This window comes from Chryseobacterium sp. GW823-FHT05E08 (assembly GCF_058795655.1).
This window is the reverse complement of the sequence record NZ_JBXAHY010000003.1, coordinates 714,977-732,356: the sequence shown is the minus strand read 5'-3', so window position 1 is coordinate 732,356 and position 17,380 is coordinate 714,977. Positions and strand designations below refer to the sequence as shown.

Below are 17,380 nucleotides of genomic sequence, written 5' to 3'. Positions count from 1 at the left end.
GTCTTTACTGTTTTTTCTTTTTATAAATTCTAGATATTATGATTTTTGGTTGATACATTTGTTAAGGAATTAAATTGTTCCGTATTAAATTATTATATTTATATGGAAATTTTGCTGTTGTTTGGCATACTTTTAGAAAACTACAAACCATAAAAATAAATTAAAAATGAGCAGAAATTTATTAGCATTAATAGGCATATTCTTCGGTTTACTTATAAACGCGCAAAATATACGAAACGGGCAGTCTTTACAACAAGACAGAAAATATTGGTCGGATAATCAACAGTTTTATCTTCAATTTCAAAACGATGGAAATCTGGTCTTTTACAGAAGGTCAGGCACTCCCGTGTGGGAGTCTAAAACGGCGAATAGAGGCAGTAGTGCAATATTTCAGGATGATGGTAATTTAGTGGTGTATGGTTTAAGAAACCGTGCTGTTTTTAGCACAAACACAGCTGACCGTGGTGGAAATAAACTTACTGTTCAGGATGATGGAAATTTGGTGATTTATAACAATAATAATCCTTTGTGGGCATCTATTAATGGAGGAAATAATGGTTCAAGCGGACAAAGAACTGGGAATATTAATTTAGAACATACATTTCGCTCAGGAAATAAAACGTATTCACCTAACTCAAGATATTATCTATCTTTCCAAGCAGACGGAAACTTAGTATTATCTAGAAGTAATGGTACACCAATTTGGTCATCTGATACTAATAATAAAGGTGGACGTGCTGAATTTCAGAAAGATGGGAATCTTGTTGTTTATGATTCATACAATAAAGCTGTTTGGAAATCAAATACAAACAACAGGGGTGCAAGCAGATTGAGTGTACAGGATGATGGAAATCTTGTGATTTATGATAGAAATAATAATGTTCTTTGGGCATCAAGTTCTCAACAATAAATTAATTTACTTGAAAAATAAAGAATCCGTCTCACAATAATAAAAAGTGAGACGGATTTTCTGTTTTTAATGATTTTTTTTGAAATTTGTTAATATTATTTTTACCATAATATTTTAGTTGTAAATACTTAACTGCATTTTATTCAAGCTTAAGAACAGTAGTTCAACGTAAATATTTACCTTAAATTTGTACTACTTTGAATTTTCAAACTATGAATACCAAACAGGAAAAATTAGAAGCCTTCGGAAGATTATTGGATATTATGGACGATTTACGTGAAAAATGTCCGTGGGATCAGAAGCAAACGCTAGAATCTCTTCGTCATTTGACTTTGGAAGAAACTTACGAGCTTTCAGATGCCATTTTGCAGGGCGATTTGCAGGAGATTAAGAAAGAATTGGGTGATGTGTTGCTTCATCTTGTTTTCTATTCGAAAATAGGGTCTGAAAAAGAAAGTTTCGATATTGCTGATGTGATTAATTCTTTAAATGAAAAGCTGATCTTCCGCCATCCTCATATCTACGGTGATGTAGAAGTGAAAGATGAAGAAGAAGTAAAACAGAATTGGGAAAAATTAAAATTAAAAGAAGGAAATAAATCTATTTTGGGCGGAGTTCCGAAAAGTTTGCCAAGTATTGTAAAAGCGTACAGAATTCAGGATAAAGTAAAAGGAATTGGGTTTGAATTTCATGATGCCGAAGATGCATGGAAAAAAGTAGATGAAGAAATTCAGGAATTTCATGCTGAAACTGATCTTAATAAAAAAGAATTGGAATTGGGCGATGTGTTTTTCTCACTAATCAATTATGCGCGAATTTCAGGAATTAATCCTGATTCAGCTTTGGAAAGAACTAATTTGAAATTTATCTCAAGATTTCAAAAAATGGAAACTATTGCTTTAGAGAAAAATTTAAAGCTTGAAGACATGTCTTTGGAAGAAATGGACGTTCTGTGGGAAGAAGCTAAACTATTAAATAAAAACTAATGAAAATGTATATGTTTTGTGCGATAAGTTCGCTTTTGCTTGTTGGTTGCAATCCGAAAAACCAAACCGATCAGCCGAAAGAAGATACTTTAAAAGTAGAATTTTCTTTACCTAAAAAATTAAAGGAAGTTTCCGGGATTGCTTTATCTCAGGATAAAAAAACGATCTGGGTAATAGAAGATCAGGGGAATAAAAATGTTGTTTACGGATTAGATACTCAGGGTAACTTGATTGCCGATGTTTTGGTTGAAAATGCAGAAAACAATGACTGGGAAGATATTACAAAAGATTCTCAAGGTAATATTTACATCGGAAATTTTGGAAATAATGAAAATAACAGACAAAATCTTTCTATCTTAAAATTGGATTTAAAGGATGCTTCTCAAAAAACGGCAAAAGCTATTCAGACAACAAATTTCCATTATGAAGGGCAAACAGAATTTCCTCCAAAAAAATCAAATTGGTTATATGATTGCGAAGCTTTTGTAGAAATGGACGGAAATTTTTATCTGTTCACAAAAAACAGAAGCAAAGGGTTTGATGGAACTTTCTTAGTTTTCCAGGTTCCAAATAAAGAAGGTGATTTTGAAGCGAAATTGATAGGGAAATTGAAGCTCCAAGGAGGTTACAATGATGCTGCGATTACTTCAGCAACTATTAATAGTACAAAAGATAAGATCGTATTATTAACACATAAAAATATTCATGTACTTTCAGGATTTACGGTGAATAATTTTAATTCAGCTAAAATTCAGAAAATACCTTTAAATCATAATTCCCAAAAAGAAGCAATTGTTTTTGTTGATGATAAAACATTACTGATCGCCGATGAAAAGGATAAAAAAACAGGAGGGAATGTTTATAAATTCTCTTTTTAATTGAAAACAAAAAATCCGCAGAAATTATCTGCGGATTTTTTTATTATTTGTCAAGGAAATTAAAACGTCATTCCCACACCTCCGGAAATTCTTCCGCCATCCGAACCATAGAAATAATTCAGCCTTGCGGAGAACATTTCTACAACGCTGATCCAGAATCCAACTCCGGCAGATTGATGCCATCTGTTTGAATATTCGTTATCATTCCAAACTCGTCCAATGTCGTAACCAACCAAGACTCCCATGTTGGCAGGGATAATCGTATTTCTTATTCTCCCGAAATCCCAACGAATCTCCGAATTGTTAGTGAAATAGGATCTTCCTGAGAATCTGTCATTTCTGAAAGCCCTCATTCCATTACTTCCACCGATGGCTGCAGCTTGGTAGAATTCAAAATTATTATTGTTGATCCACATTACGTTACTCGAATTGGCAAAGACGAAAATTCCTCTTTTATCAAGTCTGTGATCAATGCCTAAAGTTCCGGTTAATGTTAAAAAGTTTTTATCAAAATTTGAAAGATTGGTTTTCCAGTCGGCGTTTACCAAGAATTCAAGTCCTAAAGTAGGAAAAGCATTATTATCTAAATTTTTAAAACTAAAAGTATAGTTTGCACCGGCAAATTGCTGACTTGTAAAAACTTCAGGTCTTACATCAGGCGACTGATCTACGAAACGATCATTATTGCTCTGTACTTTATTATTCTCAAAAGTAAGCTGAAATTTATTCTCCAAATTCATCCAGCTTTTCTTAGAAATAGACGGTGCAAAATTGATTTTTGAAATTCTCGCTCTGTTATATTCTCTTTCTACATTTTCTTTGTCATATTCATTTTCATTAGATAAACCGAAGAAATTTTCCGAAAATCTTGGAGTCGTAAATGATGCATCCAAATTAAAATCCCAATCAGAAATTGCCTTCTTGAAAATTCCTTTATAGACTAAATTAAATCCACCCGTTGCAGTATAAAAATTAGCTTTCAAACTATGTTTTTGAGTATAAGGATCGCGGATGAAATTATTAACCGTATAATTTGCCAAAACACCAATGATTAAGCCGTCATCAGGATTGTAATCAGCATTCGGATAACCTGCTACAAAATTATATTTAGGGTGTTTATAATTGTAAGTATTAACATCATAATCATCAGAAATATGTTTAGTTCCTGCGCCTGTGTACGTGTTTTTCTGAGATTTAAAATCATAGATTTTCACTTTACTTCCATTGGCAACATTGTAAACATCATGATTGTAACCTCCAATCAGTCTAATGTTGATTTTTGGTCTTCCGTCTCCCGAAACTTCATAGATATCATCATCTTCCAAACCGTAGATCCAAAGTTCTTTTGTTTTAGAATCATTATAAGTTTTTTCGAATACCAACTCGGGATTTTCTTTGTTTTTATCTAATTTATATTGTTTTACTTCAACAGAATTTCCGGTTTTGGTAATCACGAATTTATCGGGATTCATGGTTCCAGCTAACGGAACTTTTTCCTGTAAAACATCAAAATATCTGGCTGCGTAATCCTGTAATTTGGTTTTTCTTAGTTTTAATTTTCGTTGAATATCAGCAATTGTTTCATCTTTTACTTCTTTTGGAATATTATTGAAAGCTTCATCAATATCTTTATCAGTCAGATGTTCCTGAATGTATTTTGCCTGTGCGATCCATTCTTCCTCGGTAGAACCTTTTAAAAAGACCAAGTCTAGCGGATAAGGCTCCATATTCATCCATTTTACATTTTTAATATCATCTTTAAATGTTTTCATGTGACGAATTGCGGGAACATTCATGATGATTTTGAAAGCTGCTCCGTCATATTTACTGAACGCCTGATCTCTGTCTTTCGCGATCGGTTTGTAAATCACTTTGTCTCCATCCTGATATTCTGCCCATTTCCATTGGTCGGAATGTCTGTCCCAATCACCGATCAGCATATCAAAAATTCTCGCTCTGATGTAAGATTCCTGATCTACTGAATATTTATAATTTTTCGTGAAATTTTTCAAAACATCATCCGTCGAAAGAATGTCTTTTGCATTATCAAGAGACTGTAAAGTTTTTGGATCTGATGAAAAACGTTCTTCAATCATATACATTTCATCTCCATAATTGATGTTAAATTCACCTAAACCTTGTTGTTTGGGAATATAAAATAACCTTGGGTTACTATGAAAAATATTAATCTTATCAGCCATATTTCCAACAGAAAATGGTGTGAAAGGATGGTTGGTAGTATAAAAATCAAGCAAGAATTTTTCAGGAAAAGTATTGTTTAATTCATTTCCGAAAGTACTTTTCTTAAAAGCCATATTGTTCAGGAAACGAACGGCGCTTTTCTTAACACCTCTCATCACAAATTCCTGTCCGTCTTTAGCTTTTAATCTCAAACTATTGGATTGGTTTCCGCCGCCTTCTCTAAAAGGCGTGTAACCTCCATCCAACTCAGAAATATTGGCTGTTTGAGCTTCAATTGGCATTCCGTAATAATTTCTGTAATGCTTGCCCCAAAGCCAAGTATAAAATTTTCCTTTTTCGGTTAATTTCTTAGGATAAATTGTGGATGAAACATTAGCCGGAAAAGAAGTAGGATAATTGTTTACAAACACATCAGGTTTTGAAACAACCGAAATATGACTAAGCTTTTGAAATTTATTATCTTTTGTTGAAAAAAATTCTACATCAGAACTTTGATTTTTTCTTAGGTTTAAAACAGCAAAACCATTTCCTCCATATGAAAAATCACTTTTTTCAGCAATTGTTGCAGGATCGGTTTTCGAACCGGCTCCGCTGATGATTTGTCTGATATTTCTCTGCTCGTGATATTGCAAATTATGATCGTGCCCTGAAACAAAGATCACATTTTCTTTTTCCTGAACAATACTTTTCAATCTGTTAGCAAGATCTGCATAATGTTGATTGTTAATATCTTCTAAACTTGCGCCTGATGAGCTTCTCAACACATTAACCAAACTTGCCACTCCCGGAACTGGAACTTTACCTTTTAAAGGATAAAGATGAGATTTCGGAGAAGTGTAGCCTGCATGAGTTCCGCTACTGATTACCGGATGATGAAGCGCAACAATTATTCTTTTGTCCTGATTTTTATTAACTAAATCTTTAAATTCATCGAAAAGATCTTCACGGGTTTTGATGTTGCAATTTTTATTGATTCCCGGATATTTGTCCCAATTGACCAATGCCCATTCTGTATCAATTACAATTAGTTTAATGTCTTTGGTAAGGTTGATATCATCAATCGGGCAAGAGTTTTTGGGTAAAAAAGATTTTTTATCATTTAAATATGATTTAACGAAATCTTCCTGAGCCTGCAATCCGTCCAAACCATGATACCAATCGTGATTTCCGGGGATAACTAATGTTTTTCCTTTAAAATTCTTTGTGATCGCAAGCTGATTTTCCAGTTTTTGTTTTGCTAGAGCATACTCTTTATCAGATTCTTTCGGCATTCCTGACGGATAAATATTATCACCCAGGAAAATCAACATTGATTTTTCGTCTGCAGAATCTAATTTATTTTTAAGCAGGTTCAACGTATTCTGAGCCTGAGCTTCGTCTGCATTACCTGCATCACCGATTAAGAATATTTTAAAGTCATTTTCAGATTTTATATCAGAATTTTTAACTTCAAATAAGTTTTTCCCTTTTTTTACGTTATATGTTGCGCACGAATAGACAAGTCCTGCGAACAATAATAGTCTGAGGATAATCGGAACTTTTTTTAGATGATTTTTCAAGGATAAATTCATAAATTTACAATAACAAAAATTCAGGAATGAGCATTTTACACAAAGCCAAAGATTATGTTGAAATCTTATTCAAAGATAAGTTATCTTCGGTATATTTTTATCATAATTTTATTCATACCACATATACGGTAAACAAAGCTGAAGAAATTATGAAAAATACACCTGTATCCAATGAGGATCAGGAAAAAGTATTATTAGCGCTTTGGTTTCATGATACGGGCTACATTGAGTGCGCTCAGAATCATGAAGAAAAAGGAGTGGAGATCCTGAAAAATTTTCTACAAAAAGAAAATTATCCGGAAAATTATATTGAAGATGTTTCTAAGTTGATTTTAGCGACTAAAATTACGTATGAACCTCAAAATCTTTTAGAGAAAATAGCTAAAGATGCAGATTGCAGTCATTTTGCAAGTCATGATTATAATGATATTTCTGATTCTTTGAGAAAAGAGTGGGAGTTGACCAACGTAAGATGTTTTTCAAACGACGAATGGAATGAGGGAAATCTGGATATGCTTAAAAATAAGCACCAGTATTACACCGATTATGCCAAAGAAAACTGGAACCCTTTGAAAAAGAAAAATATCAAAAAAATTGAGAAGAAATTAGAAAAAGAAGAAGATAAAAAAGATAATTCCGAAAGCAAAAAAGAACCGAAAGAGCCAAAAGAACAAAAGCCGGACAGAAGTGTTGATACTTTGTTCAGAGTAACATTGAATAACCATACAAGATTAAGTGATATTGCCGACAGCAAAGCGAATATTTTACTTTCTGTAAATGCAATTATTATTTCGGTTTGTCTTTCTGTTTTGGTTCCTAAATTGGATACTCCGAAAAACTCACACCTTATTATTCCGAGTTTTGTTTTGCTTTTATCAAGTGTTTTGACAATCATTTTTGCTATTTTATCTACAAAACCGAACGTTACCAAAACCAATTTTACGAACCAAGATATTGCTGATAGAAAAGTAAACCTTTTATTCTTCGGAAATTTCCATCAGATGCTGTTTGGAGACTTTCACAATGCGATGAAAGATTTGATCCAAGACAGAGACTACATTTACGATTCTATGGTGAAGGATTTGTATTATTTGGGGAAAGTTTTAGATAGAAAATATAAGCTTTTATCGATCACGTATCAGATTTTTATGGCCGGAATTATTATTTCCGTTCTCTCTTTTGCGTATGCTTTTCTTTCACTATAATTTTTAATTTAATCTAAAAAAATGATTGTAAGACAGCGCACGAATTGGCTGAAAATGTTGTTCATATGGAAAGGTTCTGTATTGAAGAAAATTATTGTTCAGCTTGTTCTTATTACGCTGTTTTCTTTCGCAGTTTATCTTTTTAAGGGAAAAATTTACGATTATAAAGTTCATCTTAATCCTACAATTTTTACGTTGATAGGTTTAGCTTTAGCCATTTTCATGGGCTTTTGCAATTCCGCAAGCTATGACCGTTATTGGGAAGGAAGGAAACTTTGGGGACTTTTGGTTATTGAAACAAGATCGCTGACAAGACAGATTTTTTCATTAATTAATAATAATTCTCCCGAAGCTAAAGAAGAAAAACAAAAAATTGTAAAAATGATCTCTGCATTTTGCTGGTCATTAAATTATCAATTAAGAGATAAATCAGGCACTGAGCATCTTTCGCGATTGCTTTCTCCTGAGCAGGTTAAACAATTGGAAGGGAAAAAATTCATTCCAAGTATTATTTTGGGGTTTATTGCAGATTGGCTGAACGAGCAGAATAAAAAAGGAAATATTGATACGATTGTTTTGACTTCATTAGATCATCAATTGAACCAATTTTCTAATATTTCCGGTGGTTGCGAAAGAATTTATAATACACCTTTGCCTTTTGCTTATAGTGTTTTACTGCACAGAACCGTTTATTTATACTGTTTTTGGCTGCCTTTTGGATTGGTCGACAGTCTTGGCTGGATGATGCCTTTGATTGTACTGTTGATAAGTTATACTTTTATTGCTTTAGATGCTATTATTCAGGAGATTGCGGAGCCGTTTGGTGAAGAAGAAAATGATCTTGCCTTGAACAGTATCTGCCGAACGATTGAATTTTCTATTTTCGAACAGGCGGAAATTCCGCAAGGTGAATTGAAGAAACCGGATTCTTATTTTGTTGATTAAATTTGAACTAAAGATATTCTCAACGCCAATAATCCTGTAATTCCCTGCAAATCTTCAACCCTCAAAAATTCTACATCAGACTGAAGAATTTCTTTTTTCTGAAGTCTGGAAATATAATCCAGATATTCCTTTTGATTTTCCATTCCGAAATAGACGATTGTGATCTTTCCGGGACAGGTAATTCTTTCCGTTGAATCTTTTATGTGGGCTTTATCAAGACGTTTTTTGATGATTTCATAATACGAATTGTAAGCTCCGTCTACATCAAAACGTTTTTCATCCATTCGGAAACGGATGTCTATTTTTTCGTTATAAACAAAAATCAATGAAGCAATATCTAAAGAAATTGGCAGATCTTTTTTGAAACTTTGAAAATCCTGCTCCATTTTACAGACCGTTTTCAATTGCCAATATCTTAACTGATGAACAACTTTTGACGAATATTGAAGATCCGGAGCAATATTATGACCGGTGAATAAATTATGCTCAATTCCGTCTGACTTAAACCTCTCATAATAATGTGGAAAGATCTGCTGAGCTTTGACCTGACTTTCATCCAGAATATCCGCCAATTTTCTGTTGACCAAAGTGATAGAGTCGTCTAAACTTTTTCGGTTGGCATAAAACAGATCATTTTGAGTAAAAACCTGTGTAAAATAATCTTTGATCTTTGTTTTAATTTCTCCGCTTGACTGTACTTCCAGTTTTCCTTGCAAGTAAGGGTGAATTTCTTCTCTTAATAACCTTTGGAGACGTTGTTCTGTATCTGCTTTTATTTCGTTGTTTAATTCATTCTCAAAAACATCCAAAGCCAACAAATATTTTTCTGAATCTGAGTTAATTAATGAAAAAATTTCATGAAGACCATCAATCTGTTGATTAAGATCTTCAAGCATCAAATTAAAACGCTTTTCCGAAGACGAACGAATATCCGAAAAACCAAAAAGTGGCGTAAGATTTTTAAATGAAATCTGTTTTAAAGTGTATATTTTTTTACCCAATGAAGCGTTGAAATATTTTTCCGCTTCATTTCTGAATTTCCAAACAACACTGTCGTGAATGGAAGTATATTCTCGCTGAATAATGGCTTCGATCTGATAATTTTTCTCAAAACTGAATCGGTTGATTGAGAAAAGAATCATATCTGTAAAAAATGCAAGCTTTTTGAGTTTTAACCCGTTGAAACTATTGGCATGTGAAGACGTAAACTCCATAATCGCCACCAATTCATTATCTCTCATGATAGGAATTACCATGAAACTGTTGATGTTATTATCCTTTAAAATATTGAAAGAAGCTATATTTTTTACTTCCTCATCCAACTTATCAACATTTGAAACAACGATTGCTTTAGAATTATGATTTAAATTATCAAACGTATTTTTCCTTGTTTCTTCATCAAAAGCATTGATCCAGAAATCTAAAATATGATTGGTAAAAACGTTTTCATAAATCGGAAGCTTTTCAAGGCTTTGATATTTTTTATTGAAAAGCATTAACCCAAAATTAAGTTCCGGAACATCAAAATAGGATTTGAATATTTCGGTTAAATTTTCATCGGGATTCAAATTTTCAGGGTCGATCTGTATCATGCTTGATTTCAGATCTGACAGTGCAACTTCCGAGGTACAATCTACAAGGGAAATAATGGTAAAACCTTTCAATAACCAGGATTGCGACGGGAAATGTTTTTTCCAGAGTTTATAATCATCGATATTCTCTAAAAGCATATCAATCACTTCATCTGATGGTAAAGTTGCCTTATCTGTAGGAAAAAGTTCAGTAAAATCAGAATTTACCGTAATTTTATAATGCTTCATGATTCCCAGTTTGTTGGGAATGTCATAATAAAAAGGAAAGGTACTTTTTATATCTTTTTTGAAATAACTCTGTAAAATTAGACAACAACAGAATACGTAAAACTCATCGTCATCAATATTTCTAAGTTCTATTTCGAAATCTTTTCCGGCGTCTTTAAGTATATTTTTAAACCTTTCGGTATAATTAAACGTAATATCCGAAAGTGGAATACTTGCCGCTTTTATCTCATTATTCGTTAAACCTGTCGGGAATAGATCGGCCAATAAAAGCCTGATGAGCTCTTCATGCTTGTCTAATAATGCAGTATCCTGAAAACCTTCTTTAAGTTCTTTAAAGTTCTTGGTTTTTTCAATTAAAGATTCAGCGTAATTAACACGGTATTCTAATCTGTCGTTATATCGGATATGCTCAAGAACATCCAAATATTTTTTGAATGATATAAAAACCTGAAATGGAGCATCTTTTTTATAAAGATTTGACAAAAGCTGAAATTTAAAGTAAAGTTATGAAAAAAGCACAACTTGAAGGTTGTGCTTTTTATTTTTTATGTTGATTCTTACAATCCGAACTGCTTTGCAAACAGATCCGGGAAGACTCCTAACATAATAATTGAAGCGATGATGAAAACTGCAACAATATTATAAGTTAGGGTAACTTTTTCTGATGTTTTAAATGTTGTTTCTTTAAAGAAGAACATGGCAACAATTAGTCTTAGGTAAAAAGCAATTGAAATAGCAGAACCTAAAACGGCTACCAATACTAAGAAAGCTGCACCGTTCATCGCCTGAGAGAATAGTGCAAATTTCCCCATGAAACCTGCTGTTAAAGGAACTCCGGCCATTGAAAGCAATGAGATTGCTGCAACCGTTGCCAATAAAGGCTCAGATTTTGCCAATCCTTTGAATGCTCCAAAAGAAGTTTCTCTTTTTAATTTTTCTACCCAGATCAAACACATAAATACTCCTACTGTAGATAACGAATATGCAAATAAATAGAATGCTAAGTTATAGGTAGAAAGGCTTGTCATTCCGAAGAAAACCAAACCGATGTATCCTGCATGAGAAACTGATGAATATGCCAACATTCTCTTTGCATTGGTCTGTGCAAGACCCATTGCGTTCGCTAAGAATAAGGTGATGATTAAGAACACTCCAAATACATTGATCCAGTCATGAGTAACGCCTGCAAAACCAATCGTCATCAATCTGAATAGCGCATAGAATCCTGAGATTTTCACAACACTTGCCATGAAAGCAGTAATCAATGATGGTGAACCTGAATAAACATCAGGACTCCACATGTGGAAAGGTGCTAATGCCACTTTAAATGCCATTGCACAAAGCATCAACAGAACTCCCAGAATAAACATTACATTTTTAGGATTCTGTGTTCCGAAATCATGAATTTTATATAAATCGAAAGTTCCTGTACTTCCATAAATAAAGGCAATACCAAACAACAAGAATCCTGTTGCAAATGCACCCATTAGGAAATATTTAATAGAAGCTTCGTTTGATCTTAGATCAGTTTTGTTGGCACCTGCCATTACATATAAAGGAATGGAAAGAATTTCTACTCCTAAGAATAATGTTACTAAGTTTTGGAAACCGAAAAGGGTGATTCCTCCACAAAGAGCAAATAACATCAATGCATACAATTCTGACTGGTGGCTTCTGTGGTTGCTGAATGCAAAACCTCCCAAAAAGAATAATAATAAAGTAGTTACAATTGATATTTTTGTAAATAAGGCAGTATTTGCAGTATAGTCATACATGTGTCTGTACTTTTCGAAAAAAGCAAGTTCTGGCATGAAGCTTACATATAATGCGATGATTAATCCAAAAATCCCAATGTATCTTGCGAATTTTCCCTGTTCGAAAACTCCTGAAAATAACGCAACAATTGCCGTTAGGAAAACAATAATTAAAACACTCATAATATAGATTTGAGATTTGAGAACTGAGATTCAGAATAAAAATAACTTCTAAATTTCATACTCTCTCTTAATTTTTTAATTTTTAAATCTTTTAATTTCTTAATTAGCCATAGCCGTGTAGATAAACTTCACTGAGCTACTTACCATTGTAATTACCGGTTGAGGGAAAATACCTAGTAAGATCACAAAAACTGCGATACTTGCCAATACAGAAAATTCTACTGCAGATAGATCTTTTGCTGTGCTTAATACGGCATCATTTCCTTCTCCAAACATTGCTTTTCCGTAGAATCTCAATAAGTAAACAGCACAAAGAATTACCGTAAGACCAGCGATCACTGCTGCTAATCCGTTAAAATCATATACAGATTTCAACAAGATAAATTCTCCGATGAATCCGTTGGTTAATGGAACTCCCATTGAACCTAATACAATGATCAAGAATAATACAGCAAACTTCGGCGCCACTTTCGCTAAACCTCCCATTTGTCTGATGTCTCTTGATTTAAATCTCTTATATAAAATATCACAACAGTAGAATAAACCTACCACGTTGATACCGTGAGCAAAAGTTTGTACCAAAGCTCCTTCAGCACCTTCGATTGTAAATGATCCTCTTAATGTAACTACTGCAGAAGCAAAGATCCCTGCTACCATCAATCCAACGTGAGAGAAAGAAGAATATGCAATGATTCTCTTCATATCTGTCTGGATGATCGCAATTAATGCTCCGTGAACAATTCCTACGATCGCAAGAATGATTACAATTTGTCCTGAAATTCCTGCAATTGGAATTGGAGTAATTGGTAATAAATAACGAAGAACTCCGTATATTGCCATCTTTAACATAATACCAGATAACAACATCGATCCTTGAGTAGGAGAGTAGGTATAAGTATCAGGCTGCCAAGTATGGAAAGGGAATACCGGTAATTTCACTGCAAAAGCAAAGAAAATAAACCAGAAGACCACAGTCTGTTGAGTTTCGTTAAGTGAAGCGTTGTATAGATCTGTTAATGCAAATGATGCAGAATGATTGTAAACATAAATCAATCCAACCAACATGAATAAAGATCCAACGAATGTATAGACAAAGAATTTCGTAGTGAATTCCAATCTTTTATTTTCCTGGCCCCAAAGTCCGGCAATAAACCAAATTGGGATCAAAGTAACTTCCCAGAAAATGTAGAACAGTAAACCATCCAAAGAGGTGAAAACTCCTACCAATCCGAACTGCATAAGCAAGATCAAACCATAGAAAGAGTTTTTGTAACTCACATTTTCATTAAATGAAGATAAAATGATAATCGGCGTTAAGATGTTGGTCAATAATAAAAGCAGCAAGCTCATCCCGTCAATCCCGAAATGAAGAGAGCTTTTAATAAATTGTGACCAAGGATAATTGATCTCGTGCTGTAATACGCTGTCTACCGTTGGATTAAAATCGAAATCCGCTGCGATGTAAAACGTAATAAGCATTTGAACCAATGCAATTCCTAATGCCAGATATTTGCTGGATTTGTCTTTCCAGGCAAAAACCAGTCCCGAACCTACTAGAGGTAATAGTAATAATGTTAATAATAAACCAGACATTATTGTAATATAAAGTTAACAATCAGTATAATTCCCACAGCTAAAGACATGATAAGTATGTATGTCTCAACGTTCCCATTTTGGATACGTTTCATAGATCTACCGCTGTCTTCAGCGCCTTCGCCCACAAAGTCAACGAAACGATCTAGTATTCCCTTATCAAACATCTTTCCTCCACGTCCTAATCCTTCAACAGTTTTTACAATTAATGCATTGTAAAGTTCGTCTACATATAGTTTTTTAGCAGAAAGCTTTTCCCATCCGGTGTAGTTCTCTTCAGCAAGAGCCATTTTCTTCTTATTTACATAAGTATTTTTCACAATAAACCAAACAGCGAAGAACATTAATACTGTTGCTCCAAGAAGGATCATTTCAGTATTAAAAGGAACTCCTGAAAGGGTATTTTCCATTTGTTTGAAACTTTCCTCGGTAAGAACAGGTTTCAGCCATTCCATTAGTTTAGCATAATGACCGTGTCCGATGAAGTGAGGAAGGTTAATTAATCCACCCAATACAGAAAGAATAGCCAAGACGATCAATGGTAATGTCATGCTTGTCGGGCTTTCGTGTAAATGATGTTTCTGATCTTCTGTACCTCTGAACTCTCCGTGGAAAGTCAGGTAATACAGTCTGAACATATAGGTTGCAGTGATTGCTGCTAAAATGAATAACATTACCCAGTAAATAGGGTTTTTAGCATACGCAGCCACTAAAATTTCGTCTTTAGAAATCATCCCCGATAATAAAGGGAATCCTGAAATTGCCAATGTCCCGATAAGGAAAGTAGCGTGAGTAATAGGAATATACTTTTTAAGACCTCCCATGAAACGCATATCCTGCTCGTTGCTCATTGCGTGAATTACAGAACCTGCTCCTAAGAATAACAATGCTTTGAAGAAAGCGTGCGTCATTACGTGGAACATTGCCGTTGTATACGCTCCAAGACCTAAAGCGATGAACATGAATCCAAGTTGTGAAACTGTAGAATATGCCAATACTTTTTTGATGTCGTTTTGACGAAGAGCATAGAAACCGGCTAAAGCAGCGGTTAAGAATCCTATTAATAAGATTCCGTCCTGAACGGTTGGTGCTAAAGTAAATAAGAAGTTTGATCTTACAACTAAATAAATACCAGCCGTAACCATCGTTGCCGCGTGGATTAATGCTGATACAGGAGTTGGTCCTGCCATCGCGTCCGGTAGCCAAGTATATAAAGGAACCTGAGCCGATTTACCAGTTGCACCGATAAATAAACTCGCCGTAATAAAGATAATTACAGATCCGTCTAATTCAAATTTTCCAGCGTTTTGAGCTACTGTAAGGTAATCTACTGCATTGGTTTGAGAAGCGATCATAAAGATACCGATCAATAATGCTAAGTCACCAATTCTGTTCATGATAAAAGCTTTTCTTGCTGCTTTACCATATTCTTCGTTGGTATACCAAAACCCAATTAATAAATAAGAACACAATCCTACACCTTCCCATCCGATGAATAAGATCAGGTAGTTGCTTCCCATTACTAATAATAACATTGAGAAGATAAATAGATTTAAATAAGTAAAAAACTTATAGAAACCTTTATCATGACTCATATATCCGATAGAGTACAGGTGAATCAAAGATCCGATTCCTGTGATGACCATAATCATCATTAATGATAATTGATCGATCTGGAAACCAAAATTGATCTGAATTCCATTTACTCTAAACCATTCAAAAGCTTTTACAATTACAGGCTGGCTTTCAGAATCGAAATTCATGAAAAGGCTTACTGCGATACAGAAAGATCCGAAAACGGCAATCGTAGCCAAGCTTCCAACAACTATCTTTGGAAGATTTTTCCCGAATAAACCGTTAATAAGAAAACCTAAAAGTGGTAAAAGTACTATTGCATACACTAAATTTTCCATTCTTATCCTCTTAATTTATTAAATATACTTACATCCACAGAACGGGTATTTCTATATAGCATAGCAATAATTGCCAAACCTACTGCTACTTCCGCAGCAGCCACCACCATAATGAAGAAAACTAAAAGTTGTCCGTCGCCATTCCCTTTGTAGGCTGAAAATGCAGCTAATAAAAGGTTTGTAGAATTCAGCATAAGCTCAACACAACCCAAAATAACAATAGCGTTTTTTCTCAACAATACTCCCAATACTCCCAAACAGAACAATACTGAAGAAAGAATTATGAAATAATCTAGAGGGACGCTTTGTATAAATGTATTTACTTCTCCCATAATTTTATAAATCTTTTTTACCGATTAATACCGCACCTACAATACCTGCTAAAATAAGAATCGAGGCAAGCTCAAACGGCAAAACATATTCGTTAAACAAAAGTCTACCCAGATTTTTAGTAAGACCAACACCTTTGTCTACATTATTTGCAACAATATGGTTGTCTTGTATTCCTCTGAATACACCTAAAACTCCAATTAATAAAAGACCTGCTGTAAAAACACCAATAAATTTTAAAGTATTGCTCTTCTTACTTTCGTCTTCTTTATTAAGGTTAAGCATCATCAGTATATAAAGGAATAATACCATGATCGCTCCGGCATACACTATAATCTGAATAATTGCTAAGAACTGTGCATTCAAAAGAATGTACATTCCTGCAATGGAAAACATCGTGACAATTAATGACAAAATAGCATATAAAGGATTTCTTGCAAATACAAAATACACTGCACTAGCCACTGCTAAAAACGCCACCAAGAAAAATAAAAACTGATCCATTATTTTACCGCATTTTTTTGTTTCTCGGATTGTCTTGTAGTGATATCAATCCTTTCATTTATTTTTTCGACTAACTTTTCCTTTCCGTAGATGAAAGAACCTCTGTTGGTTTCCACGTCTACCAATCTGTCTGTAAGATAGATTGCAGATTTCGGACAAGCTTCTTCACACATACCGCAGAAAATACATCTTAGCATATTAATTTCATATACTGAAGCATATTTCTCTTCTCTGTAAAGGCCTTTTTCTTCTTTAGTTCTTTCAGCCGCAGTCATTGTAATTGCTTCTGCAGGGCATGCCACCGCACAAAGTCCACAAGCTGTACATCTTTCTCTGCCTTCCTCGTCTCTTTTCAAAACGTGCTGACCTCTCCAGATAGTAGTTCTCGGCTTCTGTACCTCAGGATACGAATAAACTGCAGGAGCACCTTTCATAACGGTTCTTACAGCATGCTTAAATGTAATCCCCATACCTTTGAAAATCGCCGGAAGGTAGATTTTCTCAGCAAGGGTCATTTCTTTGTTAGAAACAACTTTTGATCTGTTAGTAAGTTTCATTTATTTTATTTTTTTTAGGCCGAATTTTT

At 34.0% G+C, this 17,380-nt stretch carries 13 protein-coding genes; 5 read left to right on the top strand and 8 right to left on the bottom strand.

Annotation, left to right across the window (positions count from 1 at the left end):
- Positions 1-166 precede the first annotated feature (166 nt).
- The 3 genes from AC1Q7L_RS13875 (at position 167) to AC1Q7L_RS13865 (ending at position 2,774) form a co-directional block, all read left to right on the top strand.
- Positions 167-910, top strand: coding sequence for a bulb-type lectin domain-containing protein (locus AC1Q7L_RS13875; RefSeq protein ID WP_492306441.1), 744 nt, complete (start codon positions 167-169; stop codon positions 908-910).
- Positions 911-1,122: 212 nt separating this feature from the next.
- Positions 1,123-1,896 carry a nucleoside triphosphate pyrophosphohydrolase gene (gene mazG / locus AC1Q7L_RS13870; RefSeq protein WP_492306440.1) on the top strand — a complete coding sequence of 258 codons (774 nt, stop codon included), beginning with the start codon at positions 1,123-1,125 and terminating at the stop codon, positions 1,894-1,896.
- Positions 1,896-2,774 (top strand): hypothetical protein, encoded by an 879-nt coding sequence (locus tag AC1Q7L_RS13865; protein WP_492306439.1) that lies wholly within the window; start codon positions 1,896-1,898, stop codon positions 2,772-2,774. The genes mazG and AC1Q7L_RS13865 overlap by 1 nt, the downstream gene beginning before the upstream one ends.
- A gap of 59 nt (positions 2,775-2,833) precedes the next feature.
- On the opposite strand, the gene AC1Q7L_RS13860 is transcribed toward AC1Q7L_RS13865, so the two are convergent.
- The gene (locus tag AC1Q7L_RS13860) at positions 2,834-6,535 is read right to left on the bottom strand and encodes a metallophosphoesterase (RefSeq protein ID WP_492306438.1); all 3,702 of its coding nucleotides are present in this window, start codon (positions 6,533-6,535) and stop codon (positions 2,834-2,836) included.
- Between the two features lie 38 nt (positions 6,536-6,573).
- On the opposite strand from AC1Q7L_RS13860, the gene AC1Q7L_RS13855 reads away from it, so the two are divergent.
- The gene (locus AC1Q7L_RS13855; RefSeq protein WP_492306437.1) at positions 6,574-7,752 is read left to right on the top strand and encodes a Pycsar system effector family protein; all 1,179 of its coding nucleotides are present in this window, start codon (positions 6,574-6,576) and stop codon (positions 7,750-7,752) included.
- Between the two features lie 21 nt (positions 7,753-7,773).
- Positions 7,774-8,697, top strand: coding sequence for a bestrophin family protein (locus AC1Q7L_RS13850; protein WP_492306436.1), 924 nt, complete (start codon positions 7,774-7,776; stop codon positions 8,695-8,697).
- On the opposite strand, the gene AC1Q7L_RS13845 is transcribed toward AC1Q7L_RS13850, so the two are convergent.
- The 7 genes from AC1Q7L_RS13845 to AC1Q7L_RS13815 all read right to left on the bottom strand — a co-directional run bounded on the left by AC1Q7L_RS13845 (position 8,694) and on the right by AC1Q7L_RS13815 (position 17,351).
- Entirely contained in the window at positions 8,694-11,000 is a 2,307-nt protein-coding gene (locus AC1Q7L_RS13845) for a GAF domain-containing protein (RefSeq protein ID WP_492306435.1), read from the bottom strand. The genes AC1Q7L_RS13850 and AC1Q7L_RS13845 overlap by 4 nt on opposite strands.
- 74 nt (positions 11,001-11,074) lie before the next feature.
- Positions 11,075-12,454, bottom strand: coding sequence for an NADH-quinone oxidoreductase subunit N (locus tag AC1Q7L_RS13840; protein ID WP_410692750.1), 1,380 nt, complete (start codon positions 12,452-12,454; stop codon positions 11,075-11,077).
- A gap of 99 nt (positions 12,455-12,553) precedes the next feature.
- Complete coding sequence (locus AC1Q7L_RS13835; RefSeq protein ID WP_492306434.1) at positions 12,554-14,047, bottom strand: complex I subunit 4 family protein; 1,494 nt, start codon at positions 14,045-14,047, stop codon at positions 12,554-12,556.
- Entirely contained in the window at positions 14,047-15,960 is a 1,914-nt protein-coding gene (nuoL, locus tag AC1Q7L_RS13830; protein WP_066752199.1) for an NADH-quinone oxidoreductase subunit L, read from the bottom strand. The genes AC1Q7L_RS13835 and nuoL overlap by 1 nt, the downstream gene beginning before the upstream one ends.
- Before the next feature lie 2 nt (positions 15,961-15,962).
- Positions 15,963-16,292, bottom strand: coding sequence for an NADH-quinone oxidoreductase subunit NuoK (gene nuoK / locus AC1Q7L_RS13825; protein ID WP_054512965.1), 330 nt, complete (start codon positions 16,290-16,292; stop codon positions 15,963-15,965).
- Positions 16,293-16,296: 4 nt separating this feature from the next.
- The gene (locus AC1Q7L_RS13820) at positions 16,297-16,794 is read right to left on the bottom strand and encodes an NADH-quinone oxidoreductase subunit J family protein (protein WP_492306433.1); all 498 of its coding nucleotides are present in this window, start codon (positions 16,792-16,794) and stop codon (positions 16,297-16,299) included.
- Positions 16,794-17,351, bottom strand: coding sequence for a NuoI/complex I 23 kDa subunit family protein (locus AC1Q7L_RS13815; RefSeq protein ID WP_054512963.1), 558 nt, complete (start codon positions 17,349-17,351; stop codon positions 16,794-16,796). Before AC1Q7L_RS13815 ends, AC1Q7L_RS13820 begins: the two co-directional genes overlap by 1 nt.
- Positions 17,352-17,380 lie beyond the last annotated feature (29 nt).